Source organism: Streptomyces acidicola (assembly GCF_009377235.1).
GTDB classification, from domain to species: Bacteria; Actinomycetota; Actinomycetes; order Streptomycetales; family Streptomycetaceae; genus Streptomyces; species Streptomyces acidicola.
In genome coordinates this window covers 1-26045 of the sequence record NZ_VMNX01000053.1, presented here as the reverse complement: position 1 = coordinate 26045, position 26045 = coordinate 1, and the positions used below count along the sequence as shown (strand labels likewise).

4 protein-coding genes and 2 pseudogenes are annotated in these 26045 nt (G+C 73.5%); 5 read left to right on the top strand and 1 reads right to left on the bottom strand.

Annotated elements, in window-relative coordinates:
- Nucleotides 1-18: 18 nt before the first annotated feature.
- The 5 genes and pseudogenes from fabD to FPZ41_RS47085 form a co-directional block, all read left to right on the top strand.
- Nucleotides 19-1701 carry an ACP S-malonyltransferase gene (gene fabD, locus FPZ41_RS16680; protein ID WP_152863395.1) on the top strand — a complete coding sequence of 561 codons (1683 nt, stop codon included), beginning with the start codon at nt 19-21 and terminating at the stop codon, nt 1699-1701.
- A 140-nt stretch (nt 1702-1841) separates the two neighbouring features.
- Nucleotides 1842-2096, top strand: a complete 255-nt coding sequence (locus FPZ41_RS16675; RefSeq protein WP_152863393.1) for an acyl carrier protein — start codon at nt 1842-1844, stop codon at nt 2094-2096.
- Between the two features lie 4 nt (nt 2097-2100).
- Nucleotides 2101-4086, top strand: a complete 1986-nt coding sequence (gene asnB / locus FPZ41_RS16670) for an asparagine synthase (glutamine-hydrolyzing) (protein WP_152863391.1) — start codon at nt 2101-2103, stop codon at nt 4084-4086.
- Nucleotides 4086-14072: an SDR family NAD(P)-dependent oxidoreductase gene (locus tag FPZ41_RS16665; RefSeq protein ID WP_152863389.1), complete on the top strand. Its 9987-nt coding sequence runs from the start codon at nt 4086-4088 to the stop codon at nt 14070-14072. The genes asnB and FPZ41_RS16665 overlap by 1 nt, the downstream gene beginning before the upstream one ends.
- Before the next feature lie 78 nt (nt 14073-14150).
- Nucleotides 14151-25571, top strand: a pseudogene (locus FPZ41_RS47085) (SDR family NAD(P)-dependent oxidoreductase); the annotation flags it as partial.
- 351 nt (nt 25572-25922) lie between these two features.
- Here the strand turns inward: FPZ41_RS47085 and FPZ41_RS48305 are convergent.
- Nucleotides 25923-26045 (bottom strand): annotated as a pseudogene (locus tag FPZ41_RS48305) (histidine kinase); the annotation flags it as partial.

The window sequence follows — 26045 nt, the reverse complement described above, 5'->3', positions numbered from 1 at the left end:
GGAAGAAGCGGTATCTGAATGATGGCCTCGACCGCCGGAGCGCCCTGTGTGCTCTTCCCCGGGCAGGGGTCCCAGGCCAGGGGCATGGGTTCGGGCCTCTTCGACCGCTTCCCCGGGACGACGTCACTCGCCAACGACGTCCTCGGCTACGACCTCCCCCGGCTCTGCCTTCAGGACCCGGAGGGAAGGCTCGACGACACCCGCTTCACACAGCCTGCCCTGTACGTCGTCAACGCGCTGTCCTACCGGGATTCCCTGGAGCGGGGGGAGCCCGAGGCCGAGTACCTGCTGGGGCACAGCCTCGGTGAGTACAACGCCCTGCACGCCGCGGGGGTCTTCGACTTCGAGACCGGTCTGAAGCTCGTCATCAAGCGGGGCGAACTCATGGCCCGTGCCTCCGACGGGGCGATGCTCGCGGTCGTCGGGATGAGCGAGAGCGAGCTGCGGGCCTTCCTCGCCGAGGAGAGCCTGGCCCGGCTCGACATCGCCAACCTCAACACCGGTACCCAGACCGTGCTCTCCGGCGCCCGGGACGAGATCGAACGGGCCCACCGTCTGCTCGGCGCGCGCTCGGTCAGAGCCGTCCCGCTGAAGGTGTCGGCAGCATTCCACTCCCGGTTCATGGCTCCCGCCCGCGACGAGTTCCACGCGTTCCTCAAGGGCTTCCGCTTCTCCCCGCCGCGGGCCACGGTGATCGCCAACCTCACCGCGCGGCCGTACGACGCGGAGGTCCCCGGGACCCTGAGTGAGCAGATCGCCGCACCGGTGCGATGGGCCGAGAGCGTCCGGTACCTGCTGGAGCGCACCTCCGTCGAGGACTGCCGTGAGGCCGGCGACGGCAGCGTCCTGACCCGCATGGTCCGGCAGATCGCCGGGGAAGCCGGGCCGCGTGCCGCCGGGCGCCCGTCGACGACCGCCGCGCCCCGGAAGCGGACTGAACCGCACGGCGAGCCGGACACGGAGCCGCGCACCGAGCCGCACACACCCGGGGCCCGGCCGCGCCTGTTCTGCGTCGCCTACGCGGGCGGCGACGAACGCGCCTACGCCCCCTTGACGGAGCACTGCCGCGACATCGAGCTGGTGGCGCTGGAGCGCCCCGGCCGCGGACGGCGGGCCGGTGAACCGCTGCTGCGGGAGCCCGCCGCCATCGTCGACGACCTGTTCGCCCAGCTGCGAGGCCGCCTCGACGCACCGGACACGCCGGACACCCCGTACGCCCTCTACGGGCACAGTCTCGGTGCCCGGCTGGCGTTCCTGCTCTGCCGGCGGCTGCGCGCGGAGGGCCTGCCCCCGCCGGTGCACCTGTTCGTCTCCGGGGAGAGCGGCCCGGCGATCCCGAGCCGGGAGCGCGACACCTGGCGGCTGCCGGACGAGGCCTTTCGGGACCATCTGAAGCAACTCGGGGGTATCCCGCCGGAGTTGTGGGAGTACGGCGACCTGATGGCGTTCTACGAGCGCGTCCTGCGGGCCGACTTCACCGCCCTCGGCGCCTACGAGCACGTGGCCGAACCGCCGCTGGACATCCCCGTCACCGCGATGGCAGGCGAGGACGAGTGGTTCAGCCGGGCCGACATCGACGCCTGGCAGCGGGAGACCACCCGGCCGCTGACCGTGCACTGGTTCCCGGGCGACCACTTCTTCATCCGGACCCAGTGGCCCGCACTGGCCCGGATCGTCACCTCCGGGCTCGCGGCCGCCTAGGGCCCTGGCCCGGCACCTGAGCGGAGCGCGGCCGCGCGGCGGGCCCGCACAGCGAACAGTCCACGTACACGGCGTGCCTCGTGCCCGCCCGGACGAACCGATGGCAACCGACGGCAACCGACGGCAGGGGACAGCGAACCATGCAGCAGGAACTCAGGTCGTACATGGAAGAGCAGTTCATGTTCGAGTTCGACTCGGAGATCACGGAGGACACCGACCTGTTCAAGGCGGGCGTCCTCGACTCGTTCGGCTATGTCTCGCTGATGGCGCACATCGAGCAGCACTACGGCGTGCGGATCGGCGAGGAGGGTCTCCTCGACAACGTCAGGGTCTCGCTGTCCGGCATCGTCGAACTGGTCGAGGCGGCGCGCGAGCGGACCGCCGGGAGCCGGTGACCCCATGTGCGGCATCGCCGGCTTCTACCGCAGCGCCCTGCCCCCGCTGGAGTACCCGGACCTGATCCACGGCATGCTCGCCCAGATCGAGCACCGAGGCCCCGACGAGGCGGGCTGCTTCCTCGACGACCGGCTCGCCATGGGCACCGTGCGGCTGAGCATCATCGACCTGTCCACCGGCTCCCAGCCGATCGGCAGCCCCGACGGCCGCTACTGGCTCTGCTACAACGGCGAGCTCTACAACTACCGGGAACTGCGCGACGACCTGACCGCCCGCGGCTTCGTCTTCCGCACCGAGTCCGACACCGAGGTCGTCCTGGCCGCCTGGGCGACGTGGGGGCACGACTGTCTGCCGCGGTTCAACGGCGCCTTCGCGTTCGCGGTCTACGACAGCGTCTCCGGCGAACTGCACCTGGTCCGCGACCGCTTCGGCAAGCGGCCGCTGTTCGTGGCCCGGCACGGGGGCGCGTGGCTGTTCGCCTCCGAGATGAAGGCGTTCCTCGCCTACCCCGGCTTCCGGTTCGAGTTCGACGAACAGCAACTGTCGTCCGTCTTCGCCACCTGGACCCCGCTGCCGGGGCAGAGCGGCTACCGCGGGATCGAGCAGATCCCGATGGGCGAGTACCTGTCCGTCCGCGGCGACGAGGTCCGGCGGGGCCGCTGGGCCACGCTCGACCTGACGCCCGGCCCGGCACCGCGGAGCGAGCAGGAGGCCGTCGAGCTGGTCCGGGCGGAGCTTGAGGCCGCCGTCGACGTACGGCTGCGCAGCGACGTCGAGGTCGGGGTGTTCGCGTCCGGTGGACTGGACTCGTCGATCATCGCCCACCTCGCCGCACAGCGCACGGACGGTCAACTACGCACCTTCTCCGTGGAGTTCGAGGACGTCGAGTTCGACGAGTCGGCCGAGCAGAACGAGCTGGCGGCACGCCTGGGGACCCGCCACTCCACCGTGCGCGTGGCCGACTCCGACATCGTCGAGGCCTTCCCCGACGCGGTCCGGCACGCCGAGGTGCCCGTCTTCCGCACCGCCTTCGTACCGATGTATCTGCTGGCCCGCCATGTGCGCGACGAAGGCGTCAAGGTCGTCCTCAGCGGTGAGGGCGCCGATGAGGCGTTCCTCGGCTACGGGATCTTCAAGGACACCCGGCTGCTCGCCGAATGGCACACGCTGGACAACGACGCACGGCTGAGCCGGCTGAGCCGTGTCTACCCCTATCTGCGCCACCTCAGCGGCGAGGACGGCCACCGCCGGATGCTCGGCCTGTACCAGCAGTTCACCGAGGAGAGCCTGCCCGGACTGTTCTCGCACCAGATGCGGTTCCAGAACGGCCGGTTCGCCGTCCGCCTGCTCAGGAACGCGGGCGATCCGTTCGCGGCGGCCCGGCAGCTCGTGGCCCAGGAGCCCGGGTACGCGGAGCTGTCCCCGGTGCACAAGGCGCAGTGGCTGGAGTTCAGGACCCTGCTCAGCGGCTACCTGCTGTCCACGCAGGGCGAGCGGATGACCCTGGCGCACGGTGTGGAGAACCGCTGCCCTTTCCTCGACCCCGCCGTGCTCCGCCGGGCCGCCTCGCTCAACCTGCGGTTCGGCGATCCGGACGACGAGAAGTACCTGCTCAAGCGCGCCTACGAAGACGTATTGCCGGAACGGATCGTGAAGAAGGGGAAGTTCCCCTACCGCGCCCCCGACAGCGCGGCGTTCGTACGGTCCCGCCCGGACTACCGGGACATCCTCACCGATCCCGGCACCCTCGACGACATCGGCGTGCTCGACACGCGCTTCGTCCGGAGGTTCACCGACCGGGTCTTCGAGGGACCTCCGGAGCGGATCGGCACCAAGGAGAACCAGGCGTTCGTCCTCCTGGCCTCGACGGTCTGGCTCCACCACTGGTACGTGCGCGGGCTCGCCCGCCGCGACGCTCCGCTCGGTGTCCCCCTGCACGTCGTCGACCGGCGCGGCAGCGCCCTGTCGGCCCGAACGGAGAGCGTGTGATGCAGAACGAATCCGGAGTCCCCGCCGATGACGAGGACATCGCCGTGACCGCCGACGACCAGGACATCGCCGTTGTCGGTCTCTCCCTGCGGCTGCCCGGCTCCCGTACCCCGGAGGAGTTCTGGGACCACCTGGCCGAGGGCCGCTCGCTGATCAGCGAGGTGCCGGCCCGCCGCTGGCGCAAGGAGGACCACCTCGGCCACCCGCGCCGGGAGTTCAACAAGACCAACAGCGTCTGGGGAGGCTTCGTCGACGACATCGACTGCTTCGACGCGGACTTCTTCCGCATCTCCCCGCGCGAGGCGCAGTCCATGGACCCGCAGCAGCGGCTCGCCCTGGAGCTGAGCTGGCACGCGCTGGAGGACGCCGGGTACCGGGCCGACCTGCTCGCGGGGTCGCGCACCGGGGTCTTCATGGGCGTCTGCCACTGGGACTACGCGGAGCTGATCGAGCAGCAGGTCGAGGAGATCGACGCCTACTACCCGACGGGCACGGCCTACTCGATCATCGCCAACCGGGTGTCGCACCACTTCGACTTCCACGGTCCCAGCGTCGTCAACGACACGGCCTGCTCCAGCTCGCTGGTGGCGGTGCAGCAGGCGGTTCAGGCCCTCAAGGCAGGCGACTGCGACCACGCGCTCGCCGGCGGCGTCAACCTGACCTGGTCTCCCCGGCACTTCATCGCCTTCGCCAAGGCGGGCATGCTCTCGCCCCACGGCCTCAGCCGGACGTTCGACGCGGACGCCAACGGATACGTACGCGGTGAGGGCGGCGGCGTCCTGATGCTCAAACGGGCCGCCGACGCCCGCCGCGCCGGTGACCCCGTGTACGCGCTGATCAAGGGAATCGGCACCAACCACGGAGGCCGGACCAGTTCGCTGACGGTCACCAACCCCGCGGCGCAGGCCGAGCTGATCACCGATGTGTACCGTCGCGCGGGCATCGCCCCCGAGAGCGTCAGTTACGTCGAGACGCACGGCACCGGCACGCCGGTCGGGGACCCGATCGAGATCCGCGGCCTGAAGCAGGCCTTCGCGGCACTGAGCGGGGAGCGGGGGGAGGGTGCGGGTCGGTCCGAGGACGCGGGTCGGTCCGAGGGCGCGGGCCGGCCGGAGGGAGCGGATCGGTCCGAGGCCGAGGGGAGCGCTCCGGCGCACCGGTGCGGTATCGGCTCGGTGAAGACCAACATCGGCCACCTGGAGGGCGCCGCCGGAGTGGCGGGCATGCTCAAGGTGATCCTCGCCATGCGCCACCGCAAGCTGCCCGGGACCGTCAACTTCCGCAGGCTCAACCCCCTCGCCAAGCTGGACGGCAGCCCTCTGTACGTGGTGGACCGCCTCACCGACTGGACCACCGAGGGCCCCGGACCGCTGCGCGCGGGCGTCAGCTCGTTCGGGTTCGGCGGAACCAACGCCCATGTGCTGCTGGAGTCCGCCGACCCGCTCCCCGCCACCGAGGACACCGCGGAACAGTGGCTGCCGGTGTCGGCCCTGGACGCGGACCGCCTGCGGGAGCTGTGCGGCACCCTGGCCCACTGGGTCCGGGGCCGTGTCGCCGAGAACGATCCGCCGTCCCTGACCGACGTGGCGCGCACCCTCCGCGAGGGCCGGGTGCCCCTGCGCGAGCGGGTGGTGTTCCGGGCGGGCACGCCCGAGGAGTGGGCGGACCAGCTGGAGCGCGTGGCCGCGGGGGAGAAGCCGCCGTCGGGCTGCCCGTACGGCCGGGCCGACGCGAGCGCCCCCGACGGGCTGGACGCGGACGACCTGACCGCCCTGGCCGACCGCTGGCTGGAGCAGGGGCGGGCGGACAAGTTCGCGACGGCCTGGGCCCAGGGCCTTCCGGTCGACTGGGCGCACTGGCCGGAGCAGGGCACCCGCGTGCATCTGCCGGGCTATGCGTTCGCGCGCACGCCCCACTGGTTCCGGCCGGACGCGCCGCAGCTGCGGACACCGGCCGCCGGTACCCCCGAGCCGGTGCGCGGAGAGGAGCGGCAGGGCGGTACCGCCGGGACGTTGCTCGGAGAGGGCCGGAAGGACGGTGGCGACTGGTCGTTCCCCGTGCGGTTCGACACCGCGCAGGGCTTCGTACGGGACCACCTCGTCAACGGCGCCCACATCGTCCCCGGCGTCGTGGCGCTCGCACTCGCCACGGCCGCGGCCGGGCAGCCGGCCGTCGCGGGCCCCCGCGCCGGGCAGCCGCCGCGTCTGCGCAACGCCGTGTGGATCCGGCCGTTGCTCGTCGACGGTGCCGGTCTGTCCACGCGGCTCCGGCTGACCGCCGCGGGCGACGGCTACGACTACGCGATCACCGGCGAGCAGGGCACCCCGTACACCAGCGGCCGCATCGAGTACGGCGCCGCCCCGGCCGGGGAGACCGACCTGAACACCCTGCGCGAGAGGTTCCCCGAGCGCCTCGACGCCGCTGAGGGGTACGCCGCGCTGCGCTCCGGCGGCATCGTGCACGGCCCCGCGCTGCGCGCCGTGCACGCGGTGCACCGCGGACCGGACGGAGTGCTGGCCGAACTCAGGCTGCCCGCCGAGGCCCCGGCGGACCTGGCGCTGCAACCCGCGGTCCTCGACAGCGCCCTGTTCACGGCCCTGGCCCTCGGCCCGGCCGACGGCGGCTGGCGTATGCCGTCCGCGCCCGAGGTGCCGTTCGCGCTGGACGGCCTCGCCGCGCACGCGCCCACGACGGCGACCATGTGGGCCTGGCTGCGGCCCGCTGAGGGAACCCGGCCGGGTGCGACCAGGATCGACGTCGACCTGTTCGACGAGAGCGGCCGACTATGTGTCAGCTTCAGTGGTTACTCCTCACGGGCGCTGCCGGCCGCCGGGACCGCGGACCCCGCCGCGGAGACGGAGGCGGAGATCTTCGAGGTCACCGGGGTCTGGTCCCCGGCCGAGGCCCCGGAGGGCGCATCGGAGGGCGCATCGGAGGGTGCGCCGGCCGGACCGGTGACGGTGCTGAACGCCGTACTGGACAGGGATCTGGTGCAGGCGAGCGCCGCCCGGCTGGGGATGGACGTCCTTCACTTGACGGTTCCCCACGGCGATGGCGATGGTGACGCCGCTGCCATGAAGGCGGCCTTCGAGGCCTGCTACCCCCATGTGCGGCGGCTGGCGGGCGAAGGGCGGCGCGTGCTCGTGGTCGCGCCCGGCCGGCCCGACTCGCCGGTCTTCGCACCGCTGGCGGCGCTGCTGAAGACCGCGCACCAGGAGAACCCCTCGTTCACGGGCTCCCTCGTGCTCCTCGACGGGTGCGACTCCCGCGACACCGAACGCTTCGAGCGCGTCGTACGGGCGGAGGCCGCCGCTCAGGACGACGCGGAGGTCTGTTACGACACCGGTGGACGCCGGCTGCGCCACCGGACCGTCGAACTGCCCCCGACCGACACCGGCGAGAACCTGCTGCGCGACGGCGGTGTCTACTGGATCACCGGCGGCGCGGGCGGTATCGGCCGGCTGCTGGCGGAGCGCCTGTGCGAGCGGTACGGCGCGACGGTCGTCGTCGGCGGCCGGTCGGAGCGCGGCGAGGAGATCGACGCGCTGGGGACGCGCCTGTCCCAGGGCACGGTGGTGCACCGCCGTACGGACGTGACCGACGCGCAGAGCGTACGGGCCACGGTGGCGGCCATCGTCGCGGAGCACGGCAGGCTCGACGGGGTGTTCCACGCGGCCGGGGTCCTCGACGACGACTACCTCGTCAACAAGCCACTGGAACGTACGGCGGCCGTGCTCGCCGCCAAGGTGGACGGTGCCGCGCACATCGACGCCGCGATCCGCGACCACGCCCTGGACTTCCTGATGCTGTTCGGTTCCGTCGCGGGCGCGTTCGGCAACGCCGCGCAGGCCGACTACGCCGCGGCCAACGCCTTCCTCGACGCGTTCGCCGCGCGCCGGCAGTCCTCCGGCCGGGTGACCCGGGCGGTCGACTGGCCGCTCTGGGCCGACGGAGGCATGCGGATCGACGATACGAGCCTGGCCTATCTGCGCAAGCGCACCGGCACCGTCCCCCTGCCGGCCGAGGCCGGGCTGGACGCGCTGGAGCGCGCGCTGCGCACCGAGGGTCCGGCCCGCCGCGTGGTCCTCCACGGGGAGCGGCCGAAGCTGCGGACGTATGCGGGCCTCGACCGGCCCGCGCGGCCTGCTCCTCCGCGCGGCGGGGACCAGAAGGCTCCGGCCACCGCCCTGGACGACCGCGCCCTGGCCGCGCGGACGCACGACCTGCTGCGAGAGCTGTTCGCCGAGGTGACCGGGCAGGCCGCGGAGCGCATCCTCGTCGACGAGAGGCTGGAGACGTACGGCATCGACTCGATCGCCATCGTCGACCTGACGAGCAGGCTGGAGGACACGTTCGGGTCGCTGCCCAAGACGCTGTTCTTCGAGTACGTCGACCTGAAGGGCGTGGCGGACTACTTCCTGGCCGAGCACCGCGACCGGCTCGTGGACGTGTTCGCCGCGCAGGAGCCGTCACCCGAGGTCACGGACGGGCCCGCGGCCGAGGCTCCGGCTGTCCCCGCACCCGCACCCGCACCCGCACCCGCGGCCACGGCCACGGCCACGGCTACGGCTATGGCCACCGTGGTGCATGCCGCCGCTCGTCCCGCCGACCCCGTTCGTCCCGCCGCCCCCGCGCGGCACGACATCGCCGTGATCGGAATGGCCGGGCGGTACCCGGGCGCCGACACGCTGGAGGAGTTCTGGACCCTGCTGAGCGAGGGCCGGCACAGCTTCGAACCGGTGCCGCGGTCGCGCTGGCGGCACAGCGACATCTACTTCGACGAACGTGACGTGCAGGGCAAGACGGTCGTCAGGACCGGCACGTTCCTGCGGGACGTCGAGGCGTTCGACCCGCGCTACTTCTCCATCTCCCAGCGCGACGCCGAACTGCTGTCCCCCGAGGTCCGGCTGCTGATGCAGGCGGGTGTGACGGCGCTGGAGGACGCGGGCTACTCGCGGGAGACGCTACGCCGCCGCTATGACGGCGACGTCGGCGTCCTCGTCGGCTCGATGAACAACAGCTACGCGCTCTACGGCTTCCAGAACATGCTGATGCGCGGCACCGCGACCAGCGGCAGCGAGATCGGCGTGATGGCCAACATGCTGTCGTACTACTACGGGTTCACCGGGCCGTCGATGTACCTCGACACGATGTGTGCGTCGTCGTCCGCGTGCGTGCACCAGGCGGTGCGCATGCTGCGCGGCGGGGAGTGCCGTATGGCCCTCGTCGGCGGCGTCAACCTGATGCTGCACCCCTACGACCTGATCGCCACCTCGCAGGCGCACTTCACCACCAAGTCGGCCGAGGTCGTGCGCAGTTACGGGCTCGGCGCCGACGGGACGATCCTCGGCGAGGGCGTGGGCATGCTCGTGCTCAAACCGCTGGCCGAGGCCGTCGCCGACGGCGACCACGTCTACGGCGTCATCAAGGGCAGCGGCATGACCAACGCCGGGGTGCGCAACGGCTTCACGGTGCCCAGCCCGCACCAGCAGGCGCGCGCCATCGAGAAGGCACTCGACGACGCCGCCGTGGACGCGCGCACCATCAGCTATCTGGAGGGCCACGGCTCGGCGACCTCCCTGGGCGACCCGATCGAGATCAAGGGCGCGAGCCTCGCGTTCGGCCGCGACACCCAGGAACTGGGGTTCTGCGCGATCGGCTCGGTCAAGTCCAACATCGCGCACCTGCTGTCCGGATCGGGGATCGCCGGTCTGACCAAGGTGCTGCTCCAGCTCAAGCACCGCACGCTGGCGCCGTCCCTGCACGCGGAGACGCTCAGCTCCGCGATCGACTTCGACAGGACACCGTTCACCGTGCAGCGCCGCCGTGAGGAGTGGCGGCGTCCCGTGGTCGGCGGCGAGCCGGTGCCGCGCCGCGCGGGCGTCACCTCCATCGGGGCGGGTGGCGTCAACGTGCACCTCGTCGTGGAGGAGCACACCGTGCACACCGAGCACACCGAGCACACCGTGCACAGCGAGCACAACACCGAGAGCAGCGGCTCCCCGCGACTGATGGTGTTCTCCGCCATGACGCCCAAGGCTCTGGGCCGGGTGCTGCGCTCGATGCTGACGTACGTACGGGACACCGCTCCCGGTCCGGACGCGCTCGCGTACACCCTGCAGACCGGCAAGAACGAGCTGCCGTGCCGTCTGGCGTTCGTCGCGCACGACCTCGCCGACGTCCGGTCCCGGCTGACCGGTCTGCTCGACGTGGACTGGGAGGCCGAGACCCCCGAGGTGGCCGCGGACACGCACTTCAACGCGAGCACGCTGCGGCAGCGGCGGACCGCCGACCCGGAGGCCGTCGCACAGGCCCTGCGGGAGGCGGATCCCCACGGACTCGCCCGGCACTGGGTGGCGGGCGCGAGCCTCGACTGGGACCTGCTGTGGCCCCCGGGCAACCGCCCCGCCAAGGTGTCGCTGCCCGGCTACCCGTTCGACAAGGTCCGCTGCTGGTACCCCGAGTACGACGACGCGCCGAGCGTGCTGAGGCCGTTGTCCCTCACCGGGCGGGCCCACCCGTGGGTCGGCGCCAACCGCTCGGATCTGCACGGGGTGCGCTACGCGCTCCAGCCGCGCGGGGAGGACCTGCTCGACTACGTCTACTCCGTCGGCCGTGACCGCCGCTATCTCACCCCTGCCCTGCTGGACGCGGCGCTGGCGTTCGCCCGGCTCTCCGGGCTGACGGGGCCGCTGCTGCTCCGGAACGCGCGGTGGGCCGCGCTGCCGTCGCCCGCCGAGGCGCCGGAGACGTTCGAGTGGCGGATCGGCACCTCGGGTTCCGGTACGCACCGCGTCGAGCTGTGGCACGCCGGTGAGTCCACGCTGCGGTTCGCCGCCGACGTCGTACCGGGGGCGACGCCCGAGCCGGCCGCGGAGCCGCAGGTCCCGCCGGCGTCGGCGACGATCGACGGGGACGGTTTCTACGCGGGGCTGTCCGCGCTCGGCGTCGACGCCCGGCCGTACGCACGCGCCGTCGAGGGCGTCACGGTCCTCGACGGGCGGCGGCTGCTGGTACGGGTCGCCGAGCCGCCCCTGTGCCAGGACCCGCACAAACAGAACGTGCACATCCCGGCGTGGGTGCTCGCCGGGCTGGTCCAGGGCGTCCAGCACGCGCTGGGCCGTGCGGAGTTGACCGTCTCGGCGGTCGCCGCCGCCTACGGCGAGGACCTGGCGCGCACCTGGGCGATCCTGCTGACCCGGACCTCCGACGCCGTGTTCCAGGCGGCCTTCCTCGACGAGGACGGCCGGACGCTGGGCCGGGTCGAGGAAGCCGAGTTCACCGGCGCGCCGTTGCCGCCGGCTCTCCGGGGCGAGGCGGTATCCAGGCCGGTGGCCGTGATGCCCGTGGCCGAGGTGGCGCCTGGGGTGGCGTCCAAGTCCGTGGCCGAGGTGGCGCCTGGGGTGGCGTCCAAGTCCGTGGCCGAGGTGGCGCCTGGGGTGGCGTCCAAGTCCGTGGCCGAGGTGGCGCCTGAGGTGGCGTCCAAGTCCGTGCGTGAGTCCGTGCCCAAGTCCGTGCCCAAGTCCGTGCCTGAGTCCGTGCGTGAGTCCGTGGCCGTTGTGCCCGAGCCCCTGCCGTCCGGCCATGAGGAGCGGCAGCCCGTGCCCGTGCCCGTGGCCGCGACTGTGCCCGTGCCCGTGGCCGCGACCGTGGCCGGGGACCGGGAGGCGGCACTCGTCCGGATCGTGCGGGAGACCGTCGCGGATCTGCTGAAAGCCGACCTCGGCGACATCGACGACGACACGTACTTCCACGCGTACGGCTTCGAGTCCATCGCGCTCGCCCAACTGGCGGCGGAACTGGGCGGCGTGCTCGGCGCGAACCTCAGCCCGGCGCTCTTCTACGAGTGCCCCGACATCCGCAGCCTCACGGAACATCTCCTGGACCGTTACGGCGCGCGGCTCACCGTTCCGGCCGCCCCCGAGGAGCCGACCCCGGCACCTCCTGCACCTCCTGCACCTCCTGCACCTCTGGCACAACCCGAGCCCACTCATGGGGCCGAGCCGGTGCCGGTGCCGGTGCCAGTGCCGGTGTCCGCGACCCGTCCCCTGCCCGACGACGACGCCGTGGCGATCGTCGGCGCCGCGGGACGGTTCCCCGGTGCTGAGGACCTGGACACCTTCTGGCAGCGGTTGCGCGCGGGCGCCGACCTGATCGCCGACTACCCCGGCGACCGCTTCGACGAGCGTTACGCCGGCGTCGTGGCGAAGGCCGACTTCCCGAAGTTCGCGGGCCGGATCGCCGATGTGGACCGCTTCGACGCCGACTTCTTCTCCCTGTCGCCGCTCGAGGCCGAGCTGATGGACCCCCAGCACCGGCTGGCGCTGGAGACCGTGTGGGCCGCGCTGGAGAACGGCGGCTACGCCCCGGCCCGGCTGCCCGCGAACACCGCTGTCTACTTCGGGGTCTCGGGCAGCGACTACCACCACCTGCTCAATGCGAGCGGGGTGGCCCCCGACGCCTTCACCGCCACCGGCAACGCGCACTCCATGCTCGCCAACCGGATCTCCTTCCTCCTGGACGTGCACGGGCCGAGCGAACCGGTCGACACGGCCTGCTCCAGCTCGCTCGTCGCACTGCACCGGGCGGTGGAGAGCATCCGGTCCGGCCGTTGCGACATGGCCGTCGCGGGCGGCGTCAACCTGCTGCTGAGCGTCGACACCTTCGCCGCCACGCAGCTGGCCGGGATGCTCAGCCCGGACGGCCGCTGCAAGACCTTCTCCGCGGACGCCGACGGCTACGTCCGCTCCGAGGGCGTCGCCGCCGTCCTGCTCAAGCCGCTCGCGCAGGCACGCCGGGACGGCGACGCCATCTGGGGCGTCGTCCGCGGCAGCGCCGAGAACCACGGCGGGCGGGCCGGTTCCCTCACCGCCCCCAACGGCAGGGCGCAGGCCGACCTGATCCAGGACGCCATGCGCGGCATCGACCCCGACAGCATCGGCTACGTCGAGGCCCACGGCACCGGCACCGCGCTGGGCGACCCCGTCGAGGTGAACGCCCTCGCCCGTGCCTACGGCGCCCTCCGCGCAGCTCACGGCAGGCCCGCCCGCGCGCAGCAGCCGTGCGCGCTCGGCTCGGTGAAGACCAACATCGGCCACCTGGAGGCGGCCGCGGGCCTGGCCGGGGTACTGAAGGTGCTGCTCGCCATGCGCCACGGCGAGCTGCCGCCGACCCTGCACTGCGACCGGCTCAACCCCCAACTCCCGCTCGCCGACGAAGGCTTCGACGTCGTGCGCGAGCTGCGACCCTGGACCCGGCGCCGTGACCCCGAGGGGCGGGAGTGGCCGCTGCGGGCCGGGGTGAGCAGCTTCGGCTTCGGCGGCGCCAACGCCCACGTCGTCCTCGAAGCGCCACCCGCGCAGCAGACCGAGCCACGCACCGGGCCGACGCGCACGGCCCCACCCCAGCTGATCGTGCTGTCCGCCCGGGACGGCGACCGGCTGCGCGCGTCGGCCGGACGGCTGCGGGACTTCCTCGAAGGGGCCCGCCACCACGGAGGAACCCCTGATCCGGCGGACCTGGCGTTCACCCTCCAGGTCGGCCGGGAGGCCATGGAACGGCGGCTCGCCTTCGTCGCCGGAAACATCGGCGAGGTCCTCGGCGCCCTGAACCGGTTCCTCGCCGGAGACGAGACGTCCGGCCTGCACTCCGGCGCCCTGCGGCGGTCCCGCGGCTCCGGCGTACGGCGCGAGCCCGCGCAGGACCCCGAGGTGACGCAGGCGCTGCGGGAGGGACGGCTCGACACGGTGGCGGCCCTGTGGTGCGAGGGCAGGCTCGTCGACTGGCGGGCCCTGCACTCCACCGGCGAGCGGCGCACCGTACGGCTGCCCTCGTACCCGTTCGCGCGTGTCCGCCACTGGGTGCCCGCGAGCGACGAGCCTCCCGCGCCGCCGCCCCGGACCGCGTTCGACGCCGGGGCCCGGGCGGCGCTGCTCGACGCGATCCTCGACGGCCGCGCCGACCCGCACGCCCTGAGCGGCGACTGACCGAAGGACCCCGCCTTCACCCCCTCCGCCCCGATCAGGCGGCCGAGGCTGCCCTGCGAACCCGAAACGGAACGGAACATGAGTCGAACCATCCTTCGTGTCCCGACGTGGCGCGACGAACCGGCGCTGGGGCGGGCCACTGTGACGGGCGCGCGGCGGCTGGTCGTGCTGTGCGACGTGCCCGACGAGGCCGCCGCCGTTCTGCGCCGACGGCTGCCCGGTGTGTCCTTCGCCCGGGTGGACAGCCGGGATGACGGGCCCGCCGCTGCCTACGAGCACGCGGCGACCCGCCTGCTCGGAGAGTTGCAGCGCCTGCTCGACCGGCCGACCGGCGGCCCCCGCCAGGTGCAGGTCGTGTGCCGGGAGGGGACGCGGAACGGCTACGCCGGGCTCATCGGCATGCTGCGCACGGCCACCCAGGAGGACCCCGCGCTGCACGGCCGGCTGATCGAGTTCGTCCGGTGGCCCTCGGGCGACGAACTCGCCGATGTGCTGGACGTCGAGGCCGGGCAGGGGCAGGGGCAGGGGCAGGAGCAGGGGCAGAGCCAGGGACAGGGTTCGGGGCGGGACCAGGACCATGTGCGGTACGTCGACGGTCGCCGCCACGTACGGGACTGGATCGCCGCCCCGGCCCCCGAGGCGGCCTTACCGGTGTGGAAGCCCGGCGGCGTCTACCTCCTCACCGGCGGGGCGGGCGGCATCGGGCGGCTGCTCGCGGCCGACATCGCGCGGCACGCCCCCGGCAGCCGGATCGTCGTGTGCGGGCGCTCGGCCGAGGGACCGCCGGGACCCTGGACCGAGTACCGCCAGGTGGACGTCACCGACCCGGGCGCAGTGGCCGAGCTGGTCCGTGCGGTCGTACGGGCGCACGGCGGGCTCGACGGCGTCGTGCACGCGGCGGGTCTGACCAGCGACGACTATGTGATCCGCAAGTCCCACCAGGACGCCCAGCGGGTGCTCGCGCCGAAGACCGCCGGACTGGTGAACCTGGACGAGGCCACGCGGGAGGTGCGCCTGGAGTTCCTGGCGGCGCTGTCCTCCGCCGCCGGGACGCTGGGCAACGCCGGACAGGCCGACTACGCCGCGGCGAACGGCTTCCTCGACGCGTATCAGACCCACCGCGCCGCGCTCGTCGCCGCGGGAGAGCGGCACGGCCGGAGCCTGGCGGTCGGCTGGCCGCTGTGGCGGGACGGCGGGATGAGCGTTCCGGCGGAGGACGTGCCCGCGCTCACCGCCCGGTTCGGCCGCCCTCTCGAAACGGGCACCGCGCTGCGCGCCCTGCACGGTGCGCTCGCACTGGACGCACCGCATCTGCTGGTCATGGACAAGGAGAGCGACGAGAACAGCATGGACAAGGGAGTCGAGCCGGTCGAGGGAGCCCCGGGGGCGGAGGCGGAGACGGTTACGGGGACTGCGGGGCTCCGCGCGCGGGTGCTGCCCCGGCTGAAGGAACTCGTCGCCGAGACGGTGCGGCTGGACGTCGCCAGGCTGGACGCCGCCGTGCCGCTGGACAGCTTCGGTATCGACTCGCTCGCCGTCACCCGGCTCAACCAGCGGTTCGCGCGGTGGTTCGGCGCCCTCCCCAAGACGCTGCTCTACCAGTACCCGACGCTGCACGACCTGGCCGGATACCTGGCCGATGAGCACCCCGACGGGTGCCACCGCTGGCTCGGGGACGTCCCTCAGCCCGTCGCGCCCCAGGCCGCCGCCGTTCCGCGGTCGTCGCGTCCCGCCGTCGCCGGGACAACGCCCCGTCCGCGCCCTGTCCGCGCCGACGAGCCCATCGCCATCATCGGCCTGAGCGGGCGCTACCCGGACGCGCCCACCCTTCAGGCGCTGTGGAACAACCTGCGGGCGGGCCGCGAGAGCAGCCGGGAGATCCCCGCCGAGCGCTGGTCGCTGGACGGCTTCTACGAACCGGACCCGCAGCGCGCCGTGAGCCAGGGCGCCAGCTACAGCAAGTGGGGCGCCTTCCTGGACGGCTTCGACCGGTTCGACGCCGCGTTCTTCGGAATCGCGCCGCGCGACGCCGCCGACATGGACCCGCAGGAGAGGCTGTTCGTCGAGACCGCGTGGTCCGTGCTGGAGGACGCCGGCTACACACGGCAGCGGCTCGCCGAGCGGCACGGCTCGCGGGTCGGCGTCTTCGCCGGGATCACCAAGACCGGGTACGACCGGCACCGCCCGCCGGCGGTCGACGGGGTGCCGCCGGCGCCGCGCACCTCCTTCGCGTCGCTGGCCAACCGGGTGTCGTACCTGCTGGACCTGCGCGGCCCGAGCATGCCCATCGACACCATGTGCTCGTCGTCGCTGACCGCGGTGCACGAGGCCTGCGAGCACCTGCGCCACGGTGCCTGCGAACTGGCCATCGCCGGCGGCGTCAACCTCTACCTGCACCCCTCCACGTACGTCGAACTGTGTCGCTCCCGGATGCCTGCCACCGACGGGCACTGCCGCAGCTTCGGCGAGGGCGGCGACGGGTTTCTGCCCGGCGAGGGCGTCGGCGCCGTCCTGCTGAAGCCGCTGTCGCGGGCCGAGGCCGACGGAGACCCCGTCCACGCCGTGATCCTCGGCTCCGCCGTCAACCACGGCGGTCGCAGCAACGGTTACACCGTGCCCAACCCGCGCGCTCAGGCGGCGCTCATCCGTGAGGCGCTGGACCGCGCGGGGGTGTCGGCGGCCGACGTCGGCTACGTGGAGGCGCACGGCACCGGCACCCGCCTCGGCGACCCCGTCGAGATCGACGGCCTCACCCAGGCCTTCGCCCCCGACACGGGCACGACCACGGGCACGACCGCGGCCACGACTGGTGCCTGCGCCCTCGGTTCGGTGAAGTCGAACATCGGCCACCTGGAGGCGGCCGCCGGTATCGCGGGCCTCACCAAGGCCGTACTCCAGCTGCGACACGGCGAGTTCGCGCCCACCCTGCACGCCGAGCGGCCCAACCCGGACATCGACTTCTCGGCGACCCCGTTCGCCCTGCAGACCACCGCCGCGCCCTGGCCGCGTCCGGCGAACGGCGCGCCGCGGACGGCCGGCATCTCCTCCTTCGGCGCGGGCGGGGCCAACGCGCACGTGATCGTCGCCGAGTACCGGGCGCCGGAGGCCGGTCACACGGCGCCCGGGACGACGCCCTCACCGTCCTCGTCCGCCTCGCCGCCCGCCTCACCTGCCACGTCTCCCGCCGCGTCCGATCAGCCCGTACTGCTGCCGCTGTCCGCACGTACAGCCGACGACCTCAGGGCCCGCGCCCGGCAACTGGCCGACTGGCTCGACGACCGGCCGGCCGCGGTCGACCTGCACGCCGTCGCCGCCACCCTGCAGACGGGCCGCGAGGCGATGGACGAGCGGCTGTGCTGCGTCGCCGCCACACCCGCCGAGTGGCGCGAGCAGCTCCGCGCCTTCCTCGACGACCCCGAGGGCGAGGGCGCGTGGCGGCGCGGCCGGGTCAGGGCCGCCCGCGAGGCGCTGGCCACGCTGGCCGGGCAGGACGAACTGCGCGAACTCGTCGCCCAGTGGATCGCGCGCGGCGACCTGGACGAGCCGGCCGCGTTCTGGGCCAAGGGCATGCCCCTGGACTGGACCCTCCTCCACACCGGCACCGACACCGGCACCGAGCCGCCCGCGCGGGTCCACCTGCCCGCCTACCCCTTCGCCGGCCGGAGTTACTGGCCTGGCCCGGCGGCCACCACGAAGACCACGGAGACCACGGAGACCGGGGTGCCCGTACTACCGGCCGTGGACGCGCGACGTTCCACGGCGGCGCGGGCCGTGAACGCCGAGTCGGTCGAGTCCGTCCTGCTCGACGCGCTCGGCGAAGCCCTCCAGATGCCGGTCGCCGAGATCGAGCGCCGTCGCCCGTTCGCGGACTACGGCCTGGACTCCATCCTCGGTGTGCACCTGGTCCACACCCTCAACGCGTCCCTCGGCACCGCGCTGGAGACCGCCGACCTGTTCGACCACGGCACCGTGGAGCGCCTGCACGCGCACATCACCGACACCTACGGCGACCTGCTGCGCGCGGATGCGGACGGTTCGGCGACGCTCTCCGCCGAACCGGCTGCCGCTGCCGCTGACGCCGTGAACGACGCCGACGATGCCGATGACGACGCCATCGCCGTCATCGGCATGGCCGCCCGGTACGCCGACGCCGAGGACCCGCGTGCCCTGTGGGACCACCTGATGGCCGGCGCGGACCTCGTCGAGCCGGTGACCCGCTGGCCCCTCGGCCCGGACGTGACCTGCCGGAACGGCGGATTCGTGCGCGGCTTCGACCAGTTCGACCCCGTGTTCTTCGCGATCTCCGGGGTCGAGGCGGCCGCCATGGACCCGCAGCAGCGCATCTTCCTGGAACAGTGCTGGAACGCGCTGGAGGACGCCGGCCACACCGGGGAACGGCTGCGGAAGAGCACCTGCGGTGTGTACGTGGGCTGTTACGCCGGGGACTACCACGAGCACCTGGCCGCCGCGCCCCCGGCGCAGGCGCTGTGGGGCACCATGGGCTCGCTCGTGGCATCCCGGATCGCCTACCACCTCGACCTCAGGGGCCCCGCACTCACCACGGACACCTCCTGCTCCAGCTCGCTGGTCTCGCTCCACCTGGCCTGCCGCGACCTGCGTGCCGGTGCGGCGGATCTGGCCCTCGCGGGCGGGGTGTTCATCCAGACGACCCCACGGCTCTACGAATCGGCCAGCCGCGCGGGCATGCTCTCGCCCAGCGGCCGCTGCCACAGCTTCGACTCCCGCGCCGACGGCTTCGTCCCGGGCGAGGGCGCGGGTGCGGTCGTCCTCAAACGGCTGGCCGACGCCGTGCGCGACGGTGACCACATCTATGGCGTCATCCGCGGTTCGGGCCTCAACCAGGACGGCACCACCAACGGCATCACGGCCCCCAGCGCGGCGTCACAGGAACGGCTGCTGCGTGAGGTGCACGCCACGAGCGGGGTGGAGCCGGGCGGCATCCAGCTCGTCGAGGCGCACGGCACCGGTACGCAGCTGGGCGACCCGATCGAGTTCCGTGCCCTCAGCCGGGTGTTCGAGGGGGCCCCGGCCGGAAGCGTGGTCCTGGGCTCGGTCAAGTCCACCCTGGGGCACACGCAGTTCGCCGCCGGTATCGCGGGCGTCATCAAGGCGCTGCTGGCCCTGGAGCACCGGCGGATCCCGCCGTCGGCGCAGTTCCGCGAGGCCAACCGTGCCATCGCGCTCGACGGCAGCCCGTTCACGGTCACCACTGCGCCACGGCCCTGGCCGGCACCCGCCCGCGGCCCCCGCCGGGCGGCCGTCAGCTCCTTCGGGGCCAGCGGCACCAACGCCCATGTGGTGCTGGAGGAACACCGGGCAGCCCACGTCGCGGAACCGGGCGGGGAGTACGCGTTCCTGCTGTCGGCGCGCACGGGGTCCGCACTCCGCGCCATCGTGGAACGGCTCCTCGGCCACCTCGACCGCGAGCCGGGCCTGCCCGCCGGCGCCGTCGCCCACAGCCTGGCAGCGGGGCGCTCCCACTTCGCCCACCGGCTGGCTGTCGTCGCCGCCGACCTGCCGACGCTGGCGGACCGGCTGCGCGCCTGGCTGTCCGGCACCGCCGGTGACACGGTGGTCCAGGGGGAGACCGCCGCCGAGCCCAGGCCCGTCGGGGGCGTGCGCGTGCTCGCGCCCGCCGCGCTCGCCGAGGCGTATGTGCGCGGCGAGGCCGACCGGTTCACCGAGAGCTTCCCGCCCGCCGTGCGCCGCCAGGTGCCGCTGCCCACCTATCCCTTCGAGCGCCGCCGCTACTGGGCCGACACCCCGTCGCAGCAGTCGGCCCCGGATGCGGCCCTGGATGCGGCTCCGGACACGGGCACGGACGTGGGCACGGGCACGGGCACGGGCATGGACACGGACGCGGACGCGGGCACGGGCACGGGCATGGACACGGACACGAACGCGCTCCGAGTCCGGCTCAGCGGGGCGGAGTTCTTCCTCGCCGACCACCATGTGGATGGCCGGGCCGTCCTGCCGGGCGTGATGTCGCTGGAGTTCACACGCCGTGCCGCCACGGGCGACCGAAGCGGGGGCTCCTTCCGGCCGGTCGGCCTGCGCGATGTCGTCTGGCCCGCGCCGTTCCCTGTCGACGCCGATGCCGACGGCGCCGAGCTGCGTGTCGACCTCGACGGTGACGCCTTCCGGGTGCTGCGCGACGGCTCGGCCGTCCACGCCCAGGGGCGCGTCACCTCACCCGGCTCGCCCGGCTCTTCCCACAGGCCCGGGTCCGCGTCGCTGGACGAGCTGCGGGCCCGTTGCACGCGCCGCACCCTGTCGCGGGAGCAGTGCCGTGCCGCCCTCGACGGCGTCGGCATCCGGCACGGCGACCGGCTGCGCGCCATCGACACCCTGGCCGTCGGCGACGGCGAGGTCCTGGCCCGGCTCGTCCTGCCGGACGGCGCCCGCGACGGTGCGTTCGGGCTGCATCCGGCGATGCTCGACAGCGCCGTCCAGGCCGTCGTCGGCCTCCACGCCGACGCCGACGGCACGCTGCCCGAGGAACCCGGCGCCGCCGCGGTGCCGTTCGCGCTGGATGCCGTCGACATCCTCGCCCCCACCACCGAGCGCATGTGGGCCCACCTGCGCCACACCGAGGGCTACGCGCCCGTGGCGGGACGGAACGTGACCAAAGTGGACATCGACCTGTACGACGACGCCGGACGCCTCAGCGTGAGCCTGCGTGGCTACACCTCGCGACGCCTGACCGGCACGACACCACCGCCCACGGCCGACACATCCCCGCACGCCACCCTGCTGGCCCCGGTGTGGGACGCCCTGCCCGCCGTACCCGACGCCCCCCACTGGCCCGCCCCGTCGGCCCGCGTCGTACTCCTCGGCGGCACCGCGGACGAGCAGGCCGGGCTGCGCCGCCACTACCCCGGAGCCACCGTCCTGGACGCCGAGGCCGATGCCCAGGCCGGGCTGCCGACCGGTACCGAGCACGTCATCTGGCTCCCCCCGGCCGACGTGCCAGTGGCGGATGCACCGACCGACGCACCGACCGGTGACCCGGCCGCCGATGAACCGTCAGCCACCGGCACCCGGGCCGCACTGGCCGTCTTCCGGCTGGTCAAGGCACTCCTGGCGGACGGCGCGGACGCCCGCGAGCTGGGCCTGACCCTCGTCACCCGGCAGACACGCCTGCTGCCGGGCGACGCGCACGCCGACCCCGCCCACGCCGGTGTGCACGGCCTGGCCGGCACGCTCGCCAAGGAGTACCCGCACTGGCGCGTCCGCGTCGCCGACCTCGGGGCCGGCACGTCCGTACCGTGGCCGGATCTGCTGGCGCTCCCCGCCGACCCGCGCGGCGAGATCCTGGCGTACCGGCACGGCGAGTGGTACCGCCAGCGGCTGCTCGAGGTGCCCGAGCCGGGCACGGCCGCCACCCCGCCCGCGACCGGCGGTGTGATCGTGGCCATCGGCGGCGCCGGAGGCATCGGAACCGTGTGGACCGAGCACATGATGCGCCGTCACGGCGCCCAGGTGGTCTGGATCGGCCGCAGCCCGCACGACGCCGACATCGCGGCCCGCCAGGACGCCGTGGCCCTGGCGGGGCACGGCCCGCGCCCCGACTACGTCCAGGCGGACGCGACCGACCGCGACGCCCTCCGGCGCGCCCGCGACGAGATCGTACGGCGGCACGGTCCGGTCCGCGGGGTGCTGCACACCGCGCTCGTGCTGGGCGACCGGACGCTGGCCCGCATGGACGAGGAGGGCTTCCGTACCGCGTACGCGGCCAAGGCGGACGTGTCGGTCAACCTCGCCGACGTCTTCGCCGGCCAGCCGCTGGACTTCGTCGCCTTCTTCTCGTCCATGCAGTCCTTCTTCAAGGCGCCGGGGCAGGCCAACTACGCGGCCGGCTGCACCTTCGCCGACGCCTTCGCCGAGCAGCTCGCCCCCCGGCTCGGCTGCCCCGTCAAGGTGATGAACTGGGGCTACTGGGCCCGCGTCGGCAGTGTCACCGCCGACAGCTACCGCGAGCGCATGGGCCGGCTCGGGCTCGGCTCGATCGAGCCCGACGAGGGCATGGCGGCCTTCGACGCCCTGCTCGCTTCCCCGCACCCCCAACTCGCCCTGCTCAAGGCCACCGACAGCCGGAGCATCGACGGCATCTACGGCGCCGACGCGCTCACCCGCCGGCCCGCCGCCACCCTGGCCACCACGGTCCCGTCCCTGATCACCGCGCTGCGTGACAGCCGCCCCGACCGGCGGGACGAGATCGCGCGGCTGCGCGTGAAGGCCGACGGGCACGCCGGGATCATGCACGATGCGCTCGTCCGCATCACCTGGGCGCTGCTGCGGTCGCTGGGCCTGTTCGCCGACGGCCGCGCCGTCACCGCCGACGAGTGGCGTGCCGTCGGCGGCATCGACGACCGTTACGAGCGCTGGATGTCCCACATCCTCGCCGTCCTGGCCGACGAGGGCCTGCTGCGCCGTGCTGGCGACGACCGGTACGCGGCCGTCGACCCCCGCTCCGTGTCCCTCGACGACGCCTGGGCGGACTGGGACCGCGCACGCGACCCGTGGCTGGCCGACGAGGCCAAACGCCCGCAGGCCGTCCTGGTCGACACGACGCTGCGCGCCCTGCGCGCCGTTCTCACCGGCCGCCGCCCCGCCACGGACGTCATGTTCCCGAACGCCTCCCTGGAACTGGTCGAGGGCGTCTACAAGAACAACCCGGTCGCCGACTACTTCAACGACGTCCTCGCCGACACCCTCGTCGCCTACGTCGAACGCCGCCTCGCCGACGACCCCTCCGCGCGACTGCGCATCCTGGAGATCGGCGCGGGCACCGGAGGCACCAGCGCCGTGGTGTTCCGCCGGCTGAAGCCGTGGGCCGACCGCATCGAGACGTACACCTACACCGACATCTCCAAGGCGTTCCTGCTGCACGCGCGCAGGGCGTACGGCCCGGTCGCGCCCTACCTGGACCCCCAGCTCTTCAACGCCGAGAAACCCCTGGCCGGGCAGCCGCTCACCCCCGCCTCGTACGACGTGGTGATCGCCACCAACGTTCTGCACGCCACCCGCAACATCCGCACCACCCTGCGCAACGCCAAGGCCGCCGCGCGCCCGAACTCCCTGCTGCTGCTCAACGAGCTCAGCGACAACATCCTCTTCAGCCATCTCACCTTCGGTCTGCTGGACGGCTGGTGGCGTTACGACGACCCGGCACCACGGATCGCCGGATCTCCCGGCCTGGCGCCCGGAAGCTGGCTCCGGGTGCTGAAGGAGGTGGGGTTCCACGGCGGCTTCGTGGGCGCCGAGGGCGCCGACGACCTCGGCCAGCAGGTGATCGTCGCCGAGAGCGACGGCATGATCCGCCAGCCGCGCCCGGACGGGGTGAGCGCCTTCCGCGGCACCCTTCCCCCGGCCGACGACGCCGTACGCCCCCGGGACACCGCCTCGCCGCGGCCCGCGCCGCAGTCCGCGCCGCAGCCGTCACCGCAGTCCGCCGCCGACCGTGACGAGCGGCTGCTGGACCTGGCCCGGGACCATTTCCGCGCGCTCGTCGCGGAGGTCCTGGACCTCCCGGTCGGCGAGATCCGGGCCGATGTGACGTTCGACCGCTACGGCATCGACTCCATCCTCGTCGTCCAGCTCACCGAAGCGGTCCGCAGGGACTTCGACGGCGTGGGCAGCACCCTCTTCTTCGAGGTGCGCACGGTCGACGGCCTGGCCCGGCACTTCCTGCGGACACAGCCCGAGGCGCTCGCCGCGGTCGTGGGCTCCCGAGACGAACCGCGAGACGAACCGCGCGACGAACAGCGGGACGGGCAGCAGGCGCCCACCGAGGCCGTCGCTCCCGCACGCCTCTCTGCCGTCGCGCGGCAGCCGGAACCGGAACCGGGACCGGAGCCGGAGCCGGAACCGGGACCGGAGCCGGAGCCGGAGCCGGTCCCCGCGCAGGAGCAGGGCATGGCCGTCGCGATCGTCGGGATGGCGGGCCGCTACCCCGGGGCGCCCGACCTGGACACGTTCTGGGACAACCTGCTGAACGGCCGGGACAGCGTGACCGAGATCCCGGCCGGACGCTGGGACCACGACCGCTACTTCGACGAGCGGCGAGGCGTCCCCGGCCGGACCTACAGCAAGTGGGGCGGCTTCCTCGACGGGGTCGACGAGTTCGACCCACTGTTCTTCGGCATCTCGCCCAAGGCGGCCTCGACCATGGACCCGCAGGAACGGCTGTTCCTGCAGTGCGCCCACGCCACGCTGGAGGACGCCGGCTACACGCGGGACGCCCTGCGCTCCGCCGCCCGCGCCCGGGTGGGCGAGGACGCCGGTGACATCGGGGTGTTCGTGGGCGCGATGTACTCCGAGTACCAGCTCTACGGCGCCGAGCAGGGCGTGCGCGGCGAGCCTCTCGTCGTACCGGGCAGCCTCGCGTCCATCGCCAACCGGGTGTCGTACTTCTTCGACGCGAGCGGCCCCAGCGTCACCGTCGACACGATGTGCGCCTCGGCGCTGACCGCCGTCCACCTCGCCTGCGCCGCCCTGCAGCGCGGGGAGTGCGGCGTGGCGGTGGCGGGCGGCGTCAACCTGTCGCTGCACCCGAGCAAGTACCTGATGATCGGCGAGGGTCAGTTCGCCTCCGGCGACGGCCGTTGCCGCAGCTTCGGCGAGGGCGGCGACGGCTACGTGCCCGGTGAGGGCGTCGGCGCGGTGCTGCTGCGCCCGCTCGCCGACGCCCTCGCCGACGGCGACCGCGTGCTCGGGGTGATGCGCGGCACCGCCGTCAACCACGGCGGCCACACCCACGGCTTCACCGTGCCCAACCCCCTCGCCCAGGCCGCGGTGATCCGCGGCGCCTGGCGACGCTCCGGCAGGGACCCGCGCGACATCGGATGCATCGAGGCCCACGGCACCGGCACCGCGCTGGGCGACCCGATCGAGATCGCCGGACTGAGCGCGGCCTTCGCCGAGTTCACCGACGACCGGAACTTCTGCTCCATCGGCTCGGCGAAGTCGAACATCGGCCACCTGGAGTCGGCCGCGGGCATCGCGGGCCTCACCAAGGTGCTGCTCCAGATGCGGCACGGCACGCTGGCGCCGACCCTGCACGCCGAGCGCACCAACCCGGAGATCGACTTCGCGGCCGGACCGTTCGTGCTGCAACGTGACGCCGCGCCCTGGCCGAGGAGGGAGGGGCGCCCACGACTCGCCGGAGTCTCGGCGTTCGGCGCGGGCGGCACGAACGCGCACGTCGTCGTGGAGGAGTACGTGGAGGAGCACGTCCCCGGGGCGTCCGCACAGCACGGCGGCCCCGTTCCCGTCGTCGTCGTACTCTCCGCCCGCGACGAAGAGCGCCTGCGCGCGTACGCCCGGCGGCTGGGCGACGCGCTGCGGGCCGGGCAGTGGAGCAGCACGGACCTGCCCGACATCGCCTACACGCTTCAGGTCGGCCGAGAGGCCCTGCCCGCCCGGTTCGCCGTGGTGGTCAGCGGCCTTCCCGACCTGGTGGACGCGCTCGACGCCTGCGCGGGCGGGAGGAGCCTGCCGCAGGGGGCCTACCTCGGGGCCGGGGAGGGCCGGGCCGGCGCGGTCGGGCAGTTCCTGGCCGACGAGGAGTTCCAGGAGACGGTCGTGCGCTGGTCGCGGCGCGGCAAACTGGCACCGCTCGCCGAGGCGTGGGCGAGCGGCCTGCTGGTGGACTGGGCGCGCCTGCACGCCGACGCCGACGCACCGAAGCCCCGCAAGGTCGGCCTGCCCGGCTACCCGTTCGCCCGCGAGCGGTACTGGTACACCGACGGGCTGGACCAACCCCCGTACAGCGAAGGGGAATCGACGCGGCGGGCCACTGGTGCCGAGGTGAGCCCCGCCGACGCCGGCCTCCTGGATGGCGAGGAGCGCGGGCGGCACGTCCTCGCCGCGCTTGCGGGCGAGATGGACGGCGACACCGGCCTGGAGCTTGACGATCGAGATGCTGTGTGTGAGTGAGTCGTGCAACTC

Coding starts and splice junctions, on each gene's coding strand:
- fabD (WP_152863395.1), top strand. CDS start 19: ATGATGGCCTCGACCGCCGGAGCGCCCTGTGTGCTCTTCCCCGGGCAG.
- FPZ41_RS16675 (WP_152863393.1), top strand. CDS start 1,842: ATGCAGCAGGAACTCAGGTCGTACATGGAAGAGCAGTTCATGTTCGAG.
- asnB (WP_152863391.1), top strand. CDS start 2,101: ATGTGCGGCATCGCCGGCTTCTACCGCAGCGCCCTGCCCCCGCTGGAG.
- FPZ41_RS16665 (WP_152863389.1), top strand. CDS start 4,086: ATGCAGAACGAATCCGGAGTCCCCGCCGATGACGAGGACATCGCCGTG.